7 protein-coding genes are annotated in these 16,935 nt (G+C 49.5%); all 7 read right to left on the bottom strand.

Annotated elements, in window-relative coordinates; all coding sequences use genetic code 11:
* Positions 1-7: 7 nt before the first annotated feature.
* Positions 8-7,675, bottom strand: coding sequence for an AAA family ATPase (locus tag ACO6V5_RS23170; RefSeq protein ID WP_422411007.1), 7,668 nt, complete (start codon positions 7,673-7,675; stop codon positions 8-10).
* Positions 7,676-7,856: 181 nt separating this feature from the next.
* Positions 7,857-15,602, bottom strand: coding sequence for an AAA family ATPase (locus ACO6V5_RS23165; protein ID WP_422411005.1), 7,746 nt, complete (start codon positions 15,600-15,602; stop codon positions 7,857-7,859).
* Between the two features lie 474 nt (positions 15,603-16,076).
* Positions 16,077-16,226 carry a hypothetical protein gene (locus ACO6V5_RS23160; protein WP_422442464.1) on the bottom strand — a complete coding sequence of 50 codons (150 nt, stop codon included), beginning with the start codon at positions 16,224-16,226 and terminating at the stop codon, positions 16,077-16,079.
* 3 nt (positions 16,227-16,229) lie between these two features.
* A complete protein-coding gene (locus ACO6V5_RS23155) occupies positions 16,230-16,355 on the bottom strand; it encodes a hypothetical protein (protein ID WP_422492173.1) in 126 nt (41 codons plus the stop codon).
* Between the two features lie 63 nt (positions 16,356-16,418).
* A complete protein-coding gene (locus ACO6V5_RS23150) occupies positions 16,419-16,568 on the bottom strand; it encodes a hypothetical protein (RefSeq protein WP_422442464.1) in 150 nt (49 codons plus the stop codon).
* Positions 16,569-16,571: 3 nt separating this feature from the next.
* The gene (locus tag ACO6V5_RS23145; protein WP_422492172.1) at positions 16,572-16,718 is read right to left on the bottom strand and encodes a hypothetical protein; all 147 of its coding nucleotides are present in this window, start codon (positions 16,716-16,718) and stop codon (positions 16,572-16,574) included.
* A 64-nt stretch (positions 16,719-16,782) separates the two neighbouring features.
* Entirely contained in the window at positions 16,783-16,932 is a 150-nt protein-coding gene (locus ACO6V5_RS23140) for a hypothetical protein (protein WP_422442464.1), read from the bottom strand.
* Between the last annotated feature and the right edge of the window lie 3 nt (positions 16,933-16,935).

Here is a 16,935-nt window from a genome sequence, read left to right as displayed (position 1 = left end):
AAAGAAACTATGCTTTGTTGGTGACGGGCTGGTCACCTTCATAGACCAGAGAGTCAGAAAGCGAATCCAGATTCACCGTGTTGAAAAACTCTTGGTAAATTTTGCCCATATCATCGTCTTTGAGCACCAAAGCGTTATTAGCGTTGAGTGACTGCCGCAGGTAGGCATCCTTAACAGATTTCTGAAATGCTGAAGAACTATTAAAATCTTGCATCATCATATACAGCTCATCCGGTGAAGATGGTTCATGAGCACCGCAGTAGTCTGAGTTTGCGGAATTCTCAAGGCAAGTTTCGGCCCAACAATACGTTAAGTAACCACCTTTCGAGTGTGTCAATCCATACAGATAATGACAGAACGCCTCCTCAATCGCTTGCGCACATTTATGCTTTAAATCATCTTGAAACTTTTTCTTCATTTTTTTCAATGCCTTCAGAGTATTGAAGCGTTGTTTTTTCATTGCCATACGGGTATTGATTTTTTGTAATGTATTCTTTAATTCCGGGCTCTTCTCAACAATCTTTTGAAACAGGGCTTCGACTTTGTTACCAGTCACTTCATCGTTCCGGAAAATCTGTCCCATGATAATCACCGGACGGTGATTGACCTTGCCCGAGTCTGGTTTCAGAAACGCGGGATCTTGCGTCAGCATTCGTTCTATATTTGGAATGCCCTCAGGGTCTTTCGTCCAGGTGAACTGTAGAGATGAGCTGACAATTTTATTTTCCAGGTACTGCGAAAAACCATCATGGCAATGAGTGACGAGGAAGTCATCATCTTCTATCTCCAGGTAGCGTTCATAAGCCAAACGCCATACCTGACTATTTTTTTCTCTGGACCATAACTGCTTGTAAAACTTTTTCAGGCAATGGCTGGCTTTAACCTTCAGTTCATCGACATTTTCCAGGCGCAGCAATAGCCGATGATGTTTAAAGGCTCCTACGACAGATTTATTATAGTTCGGCACTGGATCAAGCCAACCCGATTCCAGGACTTCACGAGCAAAATGAATAACTGAAGGTTTGTTCAGGTCACTGCCTTCCAGTGTTGCCACTACTATTAAGCCCAACCACCGTTGAACGCATGCTCCGTCCTGAATAATCATTTTTGAATGAAGCGACTTGAGTCGTTCAGTGATCCGATCTTCATCACTTTTGTACAATATTTTTTTCAATGCCTCCGATATCGGTTTAAATTCCTTCTCGTAATATCCCAATGCCCCCGTCTCCAGCGACTTGATTATTGAAACGCCCATAGCAAAAGCGGGTAGATCTTTTTTCTTCCAGAGTTTGTTTAGTATTTCGGAAGTACTTGGATTTTTTTCTGGCAATTCACTGTTTGTCTGCAGGGCTTTGTTCAGTTCCTCAAGACTTATGTCACAGGCTTCAGCCAGAGCTTGTTGTTGTGCTAAATCTGCCTCGTTCATAATCTTTCTCAGCAGATCCATACTCATCTTTGACTCAGTGCCGGAATCATTTTCCTTCCCGGTGGGCTCGGAATTAAATGGGATTTCTGTTTTCAGAACAGGCGACCCGCCCAAATGCACAGACTTCCAGGTTTGGCCTTCATCCAGGGAATACTCAGCAAAACTGTGGAAACTGCTATTCATTTGCCGTGAGGGAATTCCGAAATAACGACAAAAAGCAATAAAAACAGGCACACGATGACGACAGCTGCCATGCCTTTTTGTTACGAGAAATTCAAAGAAGTTTTGCTTGCGCTCTGGTATGGCATCACCGGAGAACTGCTGGCAATAACGCGTGATTAACTTAATTCGTCGTTTTGTGTTTTTAGAGTCTTTTATTTTCTGCAGAAGAAACCGTACTTTGCCTGATTGTTCGTCAATATTCTCAAACACTTTGTCCAGTACTGATTTCATACCTTCTGAACAGCAGGCGTCAAATCGTTCTGATCGGGATCCTTCAGCCGATGTATTTTCGCCCGGTTCCAGGGGTTCTACGATATACGTCACTCGAATACTCTGGTTGGCTTTCGCCTCAGGAACAGAGAGTGTGTGAAGCCCGGTATATTGGTCCCTGACCAGGGTAAATGCCAAATCGGGCTCTATACGCAGTGCCACGATATAGTCGTCAGGCGTCAGGCTGGGTAATGCATATTGACCATTGTCCGGTGTCACGTTCAAGGTCGCCAGCGTTTGATTGTCGGCCAATACCACTGGCTGGTTATGCTCTGGTAACGGGTCCGGCGTGAGTATTTCGATCCCCATAGGGTGTTTATTACTAAGCTCGATCGGTGTGATATCACCCTTGGCAGACACAAAAATGTCGTTTGCCGAGCAACGATACGTCTCGGAAGGAAAGTCCCGGGTATCAAAAACGATATGATCATCAATTTGTGGCTTCTCCTGATACTGATAGTTCGTCATTTGGTCTAATGCCTCAAACTCTTTCTCGTGGAGTTCCGGGTCGTATTTTTCAGCCGCTTTATCAACGCTGATAGCCAGCGCTTTGTTAACAGGGTTCGGCAGTCTTCTTATCTGCTGCCAAAACGCAGGCCATAACTGAGATGCCTTGGCGTTCCATGACTCGATCTGCTGCTCAGCATCGCGAAGATAAGGCTGGGAAGCCGGTAATTTCAGCGTTTGTTCCTCATCTTCCGTCAGGGGAAATACACTGTTCGCATTCACGCCTGCCTGGTCAAATTCCCGGGCAAACCAGCATTGTTGCCAGTGCCGGTACAGTGCCTGGTTGAGAATATCGTCGGACCCGTCTGGATTCAGGGAAAGACCGGATGCCTGCCAACGGGCCTGAGCCACCATCCTGATGATTTCCGTTCTGGCTTCCTTGTCATTCAGATCTGCATTAATACGAATTTCATGGCATTTTTCATCAAGACTGTTGAGATTACTGAGTCGTAACAGCCACGGGCGATTCATGTCCGGCAGTGCCTGGTTGAACCATTTGCTCAGTTCAAGAGCAAACTCTCTTCTACCCATGGCAAGAGACGATGACTCGGGCAGCTCCTCCAGCGATATGTTGGCGGCCATCAGGTAAAGCCGGTAATACTGATTAAAACATTGATGAAGGCCTTTTTCGGTATCATCGTCTCCCTGGATGACGGCTCTGGCCACATTCTGTAAATCAAGACTGGTAGGCTGCAACGGCAGGTTTTTCCGTTGCAGGTAAGCCCTCAGGCGACAATGTAGCTGCGTCAGCTTTTTAGCCAGGATTTTCCCTTCCCGGGTTTCTGGCAACACTTTCCCGGCAATGGTCTGTAATTCTGCCGGGCTGTACTGGCAGATCGGCAAATGTCTGAAACGCCCTTTCAGCGCCGGTGATAACGGTTTTCGCCCGCTGTACTCAGGCGGGTTGGTGGTGGCAAACAGGTGGAAGCCCGGATGGGCATCACCGGCCAGAATATCGTTTAACTCACCTTCCAGATGCTGGCTATCGATCAGATTCATTTCCGAAATCACCACGATGCCGCCCTTAATTTTTGCCGTCCGGATCTTTTCACACAGTTTGTCCCAGGAACAATCACAGGCATTCAGGTAAAAGACTTCCGGCATGGATTCCTGCCGTGCTTCTGCCTGCTGTTTGACACTTTCAATCATCAGGTACAGCGTGGCATCCTTACCCCGTCCAGCCGGGCCTTCAATCAGAGTCGCCTGACGACCGTCGTGTTTTCTGTTGAGATGATAAGCCTGCTGACAGCGGCTTAAGTCCTGTCCAAGCCGTTTTGCCAGTTCGCGGACTGCCGATCCGGAGGTATCAAATTCAGGTCGGGTTTGTTCGGTGAAATTTATGAAGGCCTGGTGAATATCCGGCAGGGTCTGGTTATGCACTTTGTCGCTCAGTGTGTTGTCCGGTTCGAAACGGGCAGCAAACCAGATGTCCAATGCTAACTGGGCATCCTTATGGGCCTCGCTGATTTCGGGACCCAGAAGATCCCGAAAAACTTGTTGGATCAGACTGTTGATTTGCTCAGAGGTAACAGGGGCAGCTGTGGGTAGCGCACGATCCAGATACCAACCCACCCAACTGCAGATGTCCGTTAAATCCCTGGGGGTAAACTCATGCTCAGGCAACAACTCCTGATAATATTGCCAGAGCACCATCACGCTCTGTGTGGCACTGTGTGCAATGTCGTTTATTTCAGGCTCCGGCAGATGCCGTTGTAACTGATTGACCAGAGCCGGTTCCACCACGCAGTCCCGAAGGAAAGCCTGATCCAGACGAGGGTAGTAAGCTCTGGGCAGCTTTTCTTGCAGAGCCGGGTCCAGTTGGCGTCCGGCGTAATGATCCGGGTTGCCGGTGAGAATTACCCGGTGTTTAGTGCCGACCGGAACAGGTTGACCGCCTACATAGATACAGGGCTCCGGCTCCCATAAGCCATTCAATGACGCCAGTAATCCCGTTTTAGCCAGGTTGGCTTCATCCAGCACCAGAGTGACGAATTTGTCATTTTCGTCGGGTTTAATACTGGCCCATTCCATCAGCGCCCGGTTTTGCTGTGCCATAGAACGGTCACCATCGGCATATTCCTGCCACCGCCATTGTTTCATCAGGGTCTGTTCGCTGTCAGAAGGTCCAAGGGAAATCACCGCAGCCTGTCCTGAAGCTTTCGCCACTTTGGCAGAAAAGTAACTTTTCCCGGTGCCGGTTTCCCCCTGCAGGAAGATAACGGGAGAGTCCGCAAGCCGGTCATGGAGTCGCGATAATCGACGGCTTTCTCGATCCTTTTGATTGATCTTGCCGTGATAAAGATCCCGGGCCAGTGCTGATAAGGGTCTGTCAGCGGAGCCCGTCCATTTCAGTGATTCGGACAGTCGATGTTCAATGCGTTCAATGCCTTCTGCTTCAGAATTCGCTGTTCTGGCCCTGTGAAAACAATCGGTGGCCAGAGCATGAAGGGTATCGGATCGGGTCTGCCCCGGTGGCAGGGCCAACTGCCAGCCAGAAGCCAGTGCATCTTGCAAACGTTTAATCTGTCTGCTTGGCCAGATGGTCAATGATTGACAGGGTTCCGCTGTTGCCGGGTCAATTTCCAGCTGATACGCCATTGTATCTCGTTGTGCTTCAGGCCTGTGGGCCACGATTATGGCACAGAGCCTGTCCAGAGTTTTTTTTTGGGCCCACCCTGGCATTGGACTTTCATAGGACAGCTGAAACCCGGTGTCCTTAAATATTACCGGGTCAAATGCCCTGGCCAGTTGCCAAAGGTTTTGCTTCACAAACGCTCTATCCAATTGCAGGGCACTATTGATGATGGCATTTAACCTGTCCGGGTCTACCGAGGCCGTTTGATCCACATTCGGAATTTTACGGGTGTCTAGTATCTTCTTATTATGGGTGTCTAGTATCTTTGCATTCGGATTTTTATGGGTGTCCAGTATCTTATTTAACCTGTCCGGGTCTACCGAGGCCGTTTGATCCACATTCGGAATTTTATGGGTGTCTAGAACTTCAAGAACTTTATGGGTGTCCAGTATCTTATTTTTTTTATGGGTGTCTAGAATTTCTAGAACTTTATGGGTGTCTAGTATCTTATTTTTATGGGTGTCTAATATCTTACCCGGTAACAAGTGCCAACAGGCCACTTTCATGAAATCACGCACGGGCGGATGCTGCCGGGTGCCATGGGTGATGACGCTATTGATGGCCTTGCGCCAGTGGCGAGGTAGAAGCTGTGCGGCATGGTCAAACTGCTTTGCCCTTCGGGCAGCCAGTATCAGGTTATTCAACAACCCTTCGGTTATTTCTGGCAGAGGGTTACACAGGTGAGCAGGTACGGTTTCAAACGCTTTGTAAAGGTCATTAAGCGCCTGTTCTGGCAGTTCAGTCCGGCAGATATCGTGCTTGTGGGCATTGATATCCCAGGGGTCGACCTCAGGACACGGCTTACCCTTGGCAATCATTGCACTCCATACTGAGGAGGGGCTTTTCGCAGTCTCAGGCCAGAGCAGGGTGAAATGAGCTTTTGGGTAGGCCTGTAATTGACCATTGACCAACAGAGGTTGGTCGACAGCAAGAGGTTCCAGAAGCTGCTGCAGGGTTGGATTACTTTCCAGCCCTCTGAATACCACCGGCTTGCCAGTGGTTAATGCCATCTGCAACTTACTCTGACGTCGCCCAAAATGCGCCTTTTGTTCCGAGGTGATATGGATATTATCAAATAGCTGGCTGAAGCTGGTCTGTTCATTGACCTGAATGAGCAGAGGGGTTTCCGGCTGATTATTGATCCAATAACTTGCCTGGACAGGTCGCTGGTAAGTTATGGTATCAAAGGCGGCGTGATTTCTGATTGGTTGTTCATTGTTTTCTGCCAGTCCCAATGCCTTCGGCTGACGTCTTGAATCAGCCACCTGAAGTTGAGGCTTGACGCCGGTCGTCTCGCGAATCGTCTGCAGTGAACCCAGCAAACGAAACCAGAGTGCCTCCGTGAGGGGGGAGGTTACAGTGACGACACCACCCGCTCGAATCTGTTTCAACAGACGGGTGTTAGGTATTGCATAGCCTTCCGGGGCAATGGCAATGGGGTTCAGCCATTGGGTAATATTACTCTGGTTAATAATGATCGGGCTTCTTGATGCGTTCTTTCTCTTGTCACCTTTTTTGAAACGAGAGTGGAACAGACTCTTGAACAATGAGTGAAGCTCGTTATTCCTTACCGGCATCCGGTAAAACTGAACATCGTCGGGTAACGGACAGATCTTGCCATTGCTCTCAAAACACTTTTTCGCCAGCATCTGTCGAATCATCTGTTCAAAGGCCAGATCCTGCCAGTTAGCCCCTTTCAGAATCACCCGTTGTCCAGCTCTCAATAACTCAAGCCTGCCGGGTATGTGCCGGATTCGCCCCTGTTTATCCACACCGGGGCCGCCCAGCAGTAACTGTCGCCAGTGAGCGTGCAAATGGCAGTCAATCAAAACGGTATTGTCGTCATCCATGGCGCTTTCGGCAGAGGGGAGTTCAGTCAATACCGGAGGAACCTCGTCGATATCCATTACTGGGTCATCGCCGGTCTGTGCCTCGAATTGCCAGGTATTTCCCGGTCGATTAATTCTCCGCCAGAAATCAGCGCCGGGTGCGTCATCACGCTCGCCAATCGATGCCAGCTGGGCAGGATCTGCTACGACCAGCAGAGAAACATGCCCGCCCAGGGGGCGTTTCCTGCGATTGATTTTGTCGTACAGGCAGGGGTTATCCGGGTCCAGCAGATCGTTAAATTTAGGTAGATCATCGCTGCTGAGATGTCGGATATCCATCACCAGAGTCAGCGGCTGTGAGCTTTCAAACAGCTTGCCTGAGCGCAGAGTATGACGACCATCGCCGGAAATGCTCAGCCGACTCACCAGGTTAGCCTGTGAGAGGTCATCGGGGTGGGAAATAACAGTAACATCCTGATGTTCATCAAAGGTCCTGGCAATCAGGAGCTGTCGAACTTCATCATCACTGGCGACAAAACGAAAATCGAAGGAATGAGTCGCCTTTTGGAGCGTGGAATCCATTGAAGAGACGGTTCTCAGTCTGTCAGGCAAGGTTTCCGGAGATGATGATCTCTTTAGTCTGGACCTCACTTCAGAGCAGCTTCTTACAGTCTTCTTTTGCTTTGACGATACATCCAGCCTTGCTATCTTGGCTGCCACGCCATGATCAAGGGAGCCAGGATGCAGAGCGTGTTTTTTTCTACCTCTATCAATCTGACCATCCATAGTCAATCTCCTCCAATGCAATCTGAAGAACCAAATTGAAGTTGTTTAATAATTTGACCTTCAGATTGATCGTAAGTTCCATTTAAACAGGCAGCCGCAACTATGGCAGATGCGATAGCCTCATGAGATATGCATGGATACTGGTCATCTGAGAGGAAAACACACCCCGGGTTTACATGAGTTAGTCACAGAGCGAATCCAGATTCAGGGTGTTGAAAAACTCTTCGGCAATTTTTGTCAGCTCATCGGTTCTGAGCACCAGAGCGTTATTGGCATTGAGTGCCTGCCTCAAGTAGGTATCCTTAACAGCTTCCTGAACGGATTCGCTAAGGAATCCGCCACGAATACAACACATCATGGCAAACAACTCTTCTGGTGAAGATGGATCATGAGCACCATAGGTGCGACCCAAGTTGAAATCATTCTCGAAGTAAGCATCGACCCAACAATAGGTTAAGCTACCGCCGTTCGAGTGTGTCACTTCATAAAGGTAATGACTGAAGGCCTGCATAATCGCCTGTGTGCATTTGTCCTTAGAATGACCCAGAAGCTCTTTTTTCTTCCATGACGACTGATCTTGAACTTGCTCACCTGACGAGTCCCTTGAACTATCGTCCATATCCACACAGTCAATATCGCTATTGCTGTCGATATCGCTATCAACAAGATCATCGCTATCAATAAGATCATCGCTATCAATAAGATCATCGCCTGAAACATCATAAGGCACGTTTTTGTCACGATCTCTTTCGGGACAAGGACTATCCAGTTCATGTTGGAGTCGTTGTGTCTCCTCATTGAATTGATTGAGTTTTTCTAGCATCTGCTTCAGATTCGGGCTGTTCTCAACTTTCCGTTGAAACAGAGCTTCGGCCTTTTCACGTATCGCTCGAATGTTCTTTAGTCTTCCCAGTATAATCACCGGACGGTGGTTCACTTTACCCGAGTTTAATTGCTCAAATGCGGGCTGGTGCAAAAGCATTCTTTCTACATTCGGAATTCCCTTAGGTTCATCCGTCCAGGTTTTCTTTAGGGATGAGCGGGTGATTTTGTCTTCAAGGAATGATGAAAAACCTTCATGGCAATGAGTGATGAAAAAGGCATTACTTTTTACTTGCCGGAAGCGTTGATAAGCCAGCCGCCATAACTGACTATTTTTTTCTCTGGCCAATAATTCTCTATACCACTTTGTCAGGCAAAGAGCGGCTTTATCTTTCAGTTCATCGACTCCTTCCAGAAGCAGCAATAGATCGTGATGTTGATGGGCCTCTATAGTATCCCCTGAGTAGACCGGCAGTGGGTCCAGCCAGCCCGATGCCAGTGCTTCACGGGCAAAGTGAATAACCGAACGCCTGGTTAAGTTACTGCGTTTCAGTAAATTCACTATTAAGCTCAACCACTTTTGGGCTCTTTCTCCGCCCTGATCAATCATTTCTGAATGGAATGACTTGAGCTGTTCAATCACCAGATCTTCATCATTGTTGGACAACATGCGTTTGACTGCCTCCAATATCGGATTAAATGGCTCCCTGTAATAGTCCAACGCTTTTTCTCCTGGTAAAGCGATCGTTGACATGCCCATGGAAAAACCAGTTGAATCTTTTTCCTGCCAAAGTTTCTGCAGTATTTCGGGAATACTTAGATGGGTTTCTGGCAATACACTTTTTTTCTCAAGGGCTTTGTTCAGTTTCTCAAGGCTCATGCCACAGGCTTTAGCCAGGGTTTGTTGTTGTGCTAAATCAGCCCCTTTCATGAGTTTCTTAATCTTCTTTGTTGCAGTGCTGGAACCTGGGACTTTCCTGGTGGGCTGGAAGTGAGACAGGATTTCTTTGTTCTCGTCAGGTGCCCCGCCTAGATCCGCTGTCTCCCAGGTTTGGCCTTTATCGACAGAATATTCGGCAAAACTGTGGACGAAGCTATCAATTTGCCGACAGGGAATCCCGAAATAACGACAAAAAGCAATAAAAACAGGCACACGGTGGCGGCAGCTCCCTTGCCGCTTTGTTACCAGGAATTTAAAGAAATTTTCACCGCTCTCTGCCTTAGCCTCACCGGAAAACTGTTGACAATACTTTGTGATCGCTTTAATGCGTTGTGTCGTGTCTTTAGTGTCTCTTATGGTCCGTAAAAGCTTCTCTATTTTGTGTGGGTGTCCACTAATACTTCCACCAATAGTCCCAACAGTCTCAAAGAATTTGTCCAGTACTGTTTTCATACCTTCTGAACAGTGGCTGTCAAACAGTGTTGATTGTGCTCGTCGGAATTCTTTAGCCGCTGTTTTTTCGCCAGGCTTTCCGGGTTCTACAACATAAGCAATGCGAAGAGTGTTTTTGCCTTTGGCCTCTGAAATAGACAGTGTATGAAGTCCGGTATATCGGTCCCTGAGCAGGGTATATTCGGGTTCTACAGGTTGACTGAAGAAACTCATTGCCCAGTTGTGCCAGCTCAATGCCAGATCGGGTTCAACACGCAGGGCCACGATATAGTCGTCAGGCGTCAGGCTGGGTAATACATATTGACCATCGTTTGACGACGCTATGAAGGTGGCCAGTGTTTGCTTGCTGGTTAACGTCACTTCCTGGTCAGGCCCCGGTAACCGTTCAGGCGTTAGGGTTTCGACCCCCAGAATGTTCTTACTGATCTCGCTCACTTCGATATCACCCTCAGCAGTCACATCAATATTCTTTGCCTGGCAGCGATACATTGGGGAAGTGGGGTAATGGGTATTAAAAATCATATGATCGTCAACTTGTGACTTCTTCAGGTGCTTATAGTTCGTGCGCCGGTCCAGGAACTCAGTCTGTTCCCCGCTTATATCTGGAATGCGTTTTTCAGGAGCCTTATTACCGCCGATGGCTACCGCTTTTTTAGTATGATCGTCCACACCATGCTTCGACAGATGACTGATTTGATGCCAGAACGCAGGCCAATATTGAACGGCATTGGCGTTCCACGCACTTATCTGCCTGTCAGCCTCATGAAGGTAAGGACGGGAAGCCGATAATGTCAGCGTTTGTTTCTCTTCTTCCGTCAGTTGAAATACGCTATCAGCGCCCACACCCATCTGGCAAAACACACCTTCAAACCAGCATTGCTGCCAGCGTCGGTACAGTACCCTTGTGAGAATATCGTCCGACTTCTTCGGCTCCAGAGAAAGACCAGATGCCTGCCATCTGGCCTGAGCCACTTCCTTGATAATTTCCGCTCTGGCTTCCTCTACAGTCAGATCAGTCTTGATGTGAATTTCATGTTTTCCATCAATACTGTTGTGGTCGCTGCCCCGTATCAACCAGGGTCGATCTATGCCCGGTACCGTTTCGTTGAACCAACGGCAAAGTTCAGAATCAAACTCTCCTTTATCCATGACAAGAGCCGAGGACTCGGGCAGTTCCTCCAGCGATATTCTGGCGGCCATCAGATAGAGCCGGTAGTACTTATTGAGGCATTGATGAAGACTGTCTTCGGTAAAATCGCCCCCTCTGGTAATAGCCTTTGCGACATTCTGTAAATCGAGGCTGGTAGGCTGCAATGGCAGGTTTTTCTGTTGCAGGTAAGCCCTTAAAAGACAATGTTTCTCTGTCAGCTTTTTAGCGGCGAATTTCCCTTGAGAAGACTCTGGCAACACTTTTTCGGCAATGTTCTGTAATTCGGTCGGGTTGTACTGCCGGATGGGCAAATGTCGAAAGCGCCCTTTCAGCGCCGGTGATAAGGGTTTTCGCCCGCTGTACTCAGGCGGGTTGATGGTGGCAAACAGGTGGAAGCCCGGATGGGCGTCACCGGCCAGAATATCGTTCAATTCGCCTTCCAGGTGCTGGCTGTCGATCAGATTCATTTCCGAAATCACCACGATGCCACCCTGCACTTTGGCTTTCTGGATCACTTCACACACTCTGTCCCAGGAACAATCACAGGCATTCAGGTAAAAGACTTCCGGCATCAATTCTTGCCGTTGTTCAGCCTGCTGTTTGACACTTTCAATGATCAGGTTCAGCGTGGCATCCTTACCCCGTCCAGCCGGGCCTTCAATCAGTGTTGCCTGACGACCGCCGTGTTTTCTGTCGAGATGATAAGCCTGCTGACAGCGGTTTAAGTCCTGGCCAAGCCGTTGCGCCAGTTCACAGACTGCCGATCCGGAAGTATCAAAGTCTGGTCGTATTGTTTTGCTGACTGTTCTGAAGGCCTTCTGAATATCTGACAGCGTCTTGTTACGAACTCTGTCGCTCAGGCTGTTCTCCGGTTCGTAACGGACAGCAAACCAGATTTCCAGTGCTGACAGGGCATCCTGATGAGTTTCGCTGATTTCCGGCCCCAGTACGTCCCGAAAACTATGTTGGATCAAACTGTTTATTTGCTCACAGGTAACCCTGTCTCCTTTGGATAACGCACGATCCAGATACCAACCCACCCAACTGCAGATATCCGTTAAATCCCTGGGGGTAAACTCATGGTCGGGCAAGAGTTCCTGATAATATTGCCAGAGTGCCATCACATTTTTGCTGGCGTCGTGTGCAGTGTCGTTTATTTGATGCCCCGAAAGATGCCGTTGTAAATGCCTGACCAGGGCCGGTTCCACCACCCTGTCCCGAAGAAATGCCTGATCCAGGCGTGGGTAGTAAGCTCTGGGCAGTTTCTCTTTCAGGGCCGGGTCCATTTGGCGCCCGGAGTATTGATCCGGGTTACCGGTGAGAATCACCCGGTGTTTTGGGCTGACCCCGACAGGATGACCATTCACATAGATGTAGGGTTGCGGTTCCCATAAGCCGTTCAATGAGGCCAGTAATCCGGCTTGGGTCAGGTTGGCTTCATCCAGAACCAGGGTAATGTATTCAGCGTGTTTGTTGGATTTGGTCTTGGCCCATTCCATCAGCGCCCGGTTTTGCTGCACCATAGCGCGGTCGCCATCGGCGTGTTCCTGCCACTGCCAGCATTTCATCAGGGTTTGTTCGCTGTCAGAAGGTCCAAGGGAAATCACTGACGCCTGTCCTGAAGCGTTCGCCATCTTCGCTGAGAAATAACTTTTTCCGGTGCCGGTTTCCCCCTGCAGGAAGATAACAGGAGAGTCTGTAAGCCGGTCATGGAGTCGTGACAATCGACGGCTTTCGCGATCCTTCTGACTCACCCTGCCGCGATAAAGATCCCGGGCCAGTGCTGACAAGGGCTTATCAGTGGGGCCCGTCCATTTCAGTGATTCAGAGAGTCGATGTTCTATGCGTTCAATGCCTTCTGTCTTGGAATTCGCTGTTCTGGCCCTGTGAAAACAATCGCTGGCCAGAGCCTGAATGGCATCGGATCGAGTCTGCCCCAACGGCAAAGTTAACTGCCAGCCACAAGCCAATGCATCCTGCAAACGTTTAATCTGTCTTGATGGTCTGATGGCTAACTGTCTATATCGCTTTGCTGCCGCCGGATTGACTCCCAACTGATACGCCATTGCCTGTCGATGTTCTTCAGGACCATGGGCCACAAGCAGGGCACAAAGTCTGTCCAGAACTCCTTTCTTATCTGACGATGAAATTGGACTTCCATAGGACAGAAGTAATCCTTTGGATTCAGTGTCATTAAATACTGTCGGATCAATGGCTCTGGTCAGTTGCCAGAAGTTCTGCTTCACAAACGCTCTGTCCAACTTCGGGGCACTGTTGATGATGGCATTTAACTGTTCAGGGTCTACCGAGGCGGCTTGATCCTTATCCGGCTTCCTATGAGCATCCGCTGCCTTATCCGGTAACAAGTGCCAACAAGCCACTTTCATAAAATCCCGCACTGGCCGATGCTGACGGGTGCCATGAGTGATGACGCTATCAATGGCCTTGCGCCAGTGGCAAGGTAAAAGCTGTTTCGACTGGTCAACCTGCTGTGCCCGCCGGGCAGCCAGTATCAGGTTATTCAACAAGCCTTCGGTCATTTCAGGCAGAGGGTTACAAAGGTTGCCAGGTACGGTTTTAGACGCTTCGTAAAGTTGATTAAGCGCTCGTTCCGGCAGCTCAGTCCGGGAGAGACCATTTTTGCGGGCATTGATCTCCCAGAAATCGACCTCAGGACAGCAGTCAGCCGTGGCGACCATTGTGTTAAATAGTGAAGAGGAGCTTCTCGCAGACTCGGGCCAGAGCAGGGTGACACGGGCGTCCGGGTAGGCCTGTAATTGGCCATTCACCAACAGAGGCTGTCCAACCAGCAGGGGTTCCAGAAGCTGCTGAAGCGTTGGATTGCTTTCCAGCCCCCGCAAAACGACCGGCTTCCCAGCGGTTAATGCCTCCTGCAATGGACTCTGCTGTCGTCCAAAATGTGCCTTTTGTTCCGAGCTGATATGGATATTATCGAATAACTGACTGAAGCTCGTCTGCTCATTGATCTGAATCACCAGAGCTGCTTTCTGGTGATGATTGATCCAATGACTTGCCTGGGCATATTGCTGATAAGTGAAGGTTCTGAAGGCAGGATAATCTCTGACTTTTTTCTGTGGCTGATGGCTTCTGAACAAAGGATGTTCATTGCTCTCTTTCAATCCCAGTGCCTTCGGCTGCTGTCTTGTATGGGCCACCTGAAGTCGGGGTTTCAGGCCGGTCGTCTTGCCAATAGTCTGCAGTGCGCCCAGCAAACAGAACCAAAGTGCCTCAGTGAGGGGAGAAGTTATGGTGACAGTTCCACCGTCCCGAACCTGTTCCACAAGAAGGGTGTTAGGGACTGCATAGCCTTGTGGAACAATAGCAACAGGATTCAGCCATTGGCTAATATTACTCTGGTTAATAATGATCGGGTTGCCTGATGCGGGCTCCTTATCGAGTGCTTTTTCACCTTCCTTGTCGCCTTCTTTGTCAGGAGAATGGAACAGGCTTTGGAACAGTGAATAAAGCTCGTCGCTCCCTACCGGCATCTGATAAAACTGAACATTGTCGGGTAAAGAACAGATCTTTCCATTGCTTTCAAAGCACTGTTGCGCCAGCATCCGTCGAATCGTCTGTTCAAAAGCGAGATCCTGCCAGTTGGCTCCTTTCAGAATGACCCGTTGTCCGGCCCGCAATAGCTCTAGTCTGCCGGGGAGGTGCCGGATTCGTCCCTGTTGATCGACACCGGGACCGCCCAGCAGCAACTGTCGCCAGTGGCTGTGCAAGTGACAGTCAATAACAAGGGTATTGTCTTCGTTCGTAGCGCTTTCAGCAGCAGGGAGTTGAGGCAATAGCGGAGCAATCTCGTCGATATCCATTGACGGGCCATTGCCAGTTTGTGCGTTGAACTGCCAGGTATTTTCCGGTCGATTAATTCGCCGCCAGAAATCAGCCCCCGGTGCATCGGCCCCCGATGCGTTCTCACACTGGCCAACCGATATCAACTGTGCAGGGTCTGCCAGGACCAGCAAAGAAACATGCTCACCCAGAGGGCGTTTCTTCTGGCTGAGTTTGTCGTAAAGACTGGGGGTATCCGGGTCCAGCAGGTCGTTAAATTCAGGCAGTTCTTCGCCGGTGAGCTTTCGGATATCCATCACCAGAGTCAGTGGCTGGGAACTTTCAAACAGTTTGCCCGGATAGAGACTGTGGCGACCATCGTCGGAAATACTCAACCGGGTCACCAGGTTAGCCTGTGAGAGGTCATCGGGATGGGAAATAACAGTAACATCCTGATGTTCATCACAGGTCCTGGCAATCAGGAGCTGTCGAACTTCATCATCACTGGTGACAAAACGAAAATCGAAGGCACAAGGGGGCTTTTGGAGCCTTGAATCCAATAAGGATACGGTTCTTGGTCTGTCAGGCAAGGTTTTCGAAGATGGCGATCTCTTTATTCTGGACCTTACTTCAGAGCAGCTTCTTACAGCCTTCTTTTGCTTTGATGATAAATCCAGCTTTGCCATCTTGGCTGCCGCGCCATGATCAAGGAGGTTTGGATCCAGAGCGTTTTTTTTTCTACCTTCGTCAATCTGACCATCCATAGTCAATCTCCCCACTGCTATCTGAAGAATCAAGTTGAAGTTATCTGATAATTTGACCTTTAAATTGATCGTAAGTTCCATTTAAATAGGCAGCCGCAACCATCATTCCCAGTTTCACTCCCGTCATTCGAGGCTGTCGCAAAATTCCAACAACTCGTAAAACTCGTTCCCATGCTCTGAGGGTGTCGCAAAAGCCCAACAACTCGTTCCCATGCTCTGAGGTCGTCATTCCCGCGAAGGCGGGAATCCAGCGCCAACGGTGGATCTCTGCCTTCTCGGGGATGACAAGGCCAGGGGGACACCGGTCAGTATGGTTCTGGTGGTGAGTCAGTGTGGATTCCCGCCTTCGCGGGAATGACGAGAATGAAGCCGGGAATGACGGGAATGAAGCCGGGAATGACGGGAGTCAACTCGTTCCCACGCTGGAGAGAGTTTTGCGACACCCTCCAATTCGAGGGTGTGATGTCAAGGCTTTTAAAATGATTCAGACAACGAATTCAAATTCAAGCTGTCCAAAAACTCTACTCGTTCCCATGCTCTGAGGTCGTCATTCCCGCGAAGGCGGGAATCCAGCGCCAACGGTGGATCTCTGCCTTCTCGGGGATGACAAGGCCAGGGGGACACCGGTCAGTATGGTTCTGGTGGTGAGTCAGTGTGGATTCCCGCCTTCGCGGGAATGACGAGAATGAAGCCGGGAATGACGAGAATGAAGCCGGGAATGACGAGAATGAAGCCGGGAATGACGGGAGTCAACTCGTTCCCACGCTGGAGAGAGTTTTGCGACACCCTCCATTCGAGGGTGTGATGTCAAGGCTTTTAAAATGATTCAGACAACGAATTCAAATTCAAGCTGTCCAAAAACTCTACTCGTTCCCATGCTCTGAGGTCGTCATTCCCGCGAAGGCGGGAATCCAGCGCCAACGGTGGATCTCTGCCTTCTCGGGGATGACAAGGCCAGGGGGACACCGGTCAGTATGGTTCTGGTGGTGAGTCAGTGTGGATTCCCGCCTTCGCGGGAATGACGAGAATGAAGCCGGGAATGACGAGAATGAAGCCGGGAATGACGAGAATGAAGCCGGGAATGACGAGAATGAAGCCGGGAATGACGGGAGTCAACTCGTTCCCACGCTGGAGAGAGTTTTGCGACACCCTCCAATTCGAGGGTGTGATGTCAAGGCTTTTAAAATGATTCAGACAACGAATTCAAATTCAAGCTGTCCAAAAACTCTACTCGTTCCCATGCTCTGAGGTCGTCATTCCCGCGAAGGCGGGAATCCAGCGCCAACGGTGGATCTCTGCCTTCTCGGGGATGACAAGGCCAGGGGGACATCGG

The organism is Endozoicomonas sp. ALD068 (assembly GCF_049310145.1).
Classification (GTDB): Bacteria; Pseudomonadota; Gammaproteobacteria; order Pseudomonadales; family Endozoicomonadaceae; genus Endozoicomonas_A.
Note: the sequence above shows the minus strand (reverse complement) of the source record. Positions and strands in the feature narration are given on the sequence as shown.

Excerpts from the sequence above, each read along its gene's own strand:
- ACO6V5_RS23165 (WP_422411005.1), bottom strand. The coding sequence starts at position 15,602 with ATGGATGGTCAGATTGACGAAGGTAGAAAAAAAAACGCTCTGGATCCA.
- ACO6V5_RS23140 (WP_422442464.1), bottom strand. The coding sequence starts at position 16,932 with ATGTCCCCCTGGCCTTGTCATCCCCGAGAAGGCAGAGATCCACCGTTG.
- ACO6V5_RS23170 (WP_422411007.1), bottom strand. The coding sequence starts at position 7,675 with ATGGATGGTCAGATTGATAGAGGTAGAAAAAAACACGCTCTGCATCCT.